2 protein-coding genes are annotated in these 1,378 nt (G+C 65.4%); one reads left to right on the top strand and one right to left on the bottom strand.

Translation table 11 applies throughout. The features are described 5' to 3' along the window. Positions 1-7: 7 nt before the first annotated feature. Positions 8-439, bottom strand: a complete 432-nt coding sequence (gene tnpA, locus AB0H57_RS32835; protein ID WP_357512636.1) for an IS200/IS605 family transposase — start codon at positions 437-439, stop codon at positions 8-10. A gap of 24 nt (positions 440-463) precedes the next feature. On the opposite strand from tnpA, the gene AB0H57_RS32830 reads away from it, so the two are divergent. Beyond that, a partial coding sequence (locus AB0H57_RS32830; RefSeq protein WP_357512635.1) for a transposase occupies positions 464-1,378 on the top strand: 915 nt, incomplete at its 3' end.

Raw genomic sequence — 1,378 nt, 5'->3', positions numbered from 1 at the left:
AATCGCGTCACGTGCCTGGGCGTTTCTGGTTTTCGATGTACTCGCGGATGCCTGCTAGGGGTGCCCCACCGCACGATCCGGCGAAGTACGACGGCGACCACAGGTGGCCGTGCATGATGTGCCGGTTGATCCGGCCCGTGAACTCCTGCCGCAGGTAGTGCGCGGATACGCCCTTGAGTCGGTTGACCAGGGTCGATATCGATAGTTTTGGCGGATAGTGGACGAGGAGGTGGACGTGGTCGTCTTCGCCGTTGAACTCCCGCAGGTGCGCGCCGAGTTTGTCGCACACGTCGGCCATGATGTGCCCGCACCGGGTGAGCATGGCGTCATTGAGTACGTCCCGCCGATACTTGGTGACGAAGACAAGATGTACGTGCAGGTTGTAGACGACGCTGCGGCCACGGCGAATATCCGGATCCGGGGCCCATCGGGGTGACATAGATAAGATGGTATACTGTGGACGGTGAAGATCGTTGTGCAGGTGCGGCTGTTCCCGGATGCCGGCCAGGAGGCGGCGTTGCGGGACACGCTGGTGCTGTGCAACGAGGCCGCGAATCTCGCCTCGGTGGAAGCGTTCCAGCGGCGGGTCTATGGGAAGCAGGCGTTGCAACGGCTTACCTACGGGCGGTTGAAGGCGATGGGGTTGTCGGCGCAGCCTGCGATCCATGTCGCTCGCAAGGTCGCCGGCGCGTACGCCACCCTGACGGCCAACATCCGCGCCGGTAGCCTGGGCAAGCCCGGGTCGAAACGCCGCCGCAAGGCCGAGTCGAAGCCGATCGGGTTCCGCCGGGATGCCGCGCAGCCGTTCGACGACCGGTGTCTGTCGTGGCAGATCGCCGACCGCACAGTGTCGATCTGGGCCGTCGGCGGCCGGCTGAACCAGGTTCGCTTCGGCTGCTCACAGCAGCAGTACGCCACCCTGGCCGTCCACCGCAAGGGCGAGTCCGACCTTGTTTGCCGTGACGGCAAGTGGTTCCTGTACGCCACCTGCGATATCCCGGACGTCGAGGTGAAAGAGCCTGACGGGTTCCTCGGCGTCGACCTGGGCATCGCGAACATCGCCACCACCAACGACGGCACCCGACAGTCCGGCAAGGCTTTGAACCGGGTGCGTCACCGTAACCAGCGGCTACGGGCCAAACTTCAGCGTATCGGCACCAAGTCGGCCAAGCGGCTGCTGAAGGCCCGCCGGCGTAAGGAAGCCCGGTTCGCGGCCAACACGAACCACCGCATCGCCAAGCAGATCGTGACCGAGGCCGAACGCACCGGCCGCGGTATCGCCCTGGAGAACCTCACGGGCATCCGCGACCGGGTACGGCTCCGACGGCCCCAGCGGGTCACACTGCACTCGTGGGCGTTCCACCAACTCGGCCGGCAC

Origin of the sequence: Micromonospora sp. NPDC050686, assembly GCF_040654475.1 — a bacterium.
Taxonomy (GTDB): domain Bacteria; phylum Actinomycetota; class Actinomycetes; order Mycobacteriales; family Micromonosporaceae; genus Micromonospora.
This window is presented reverse-complemented; position numbering and strand designations above follow the sequence as displayed.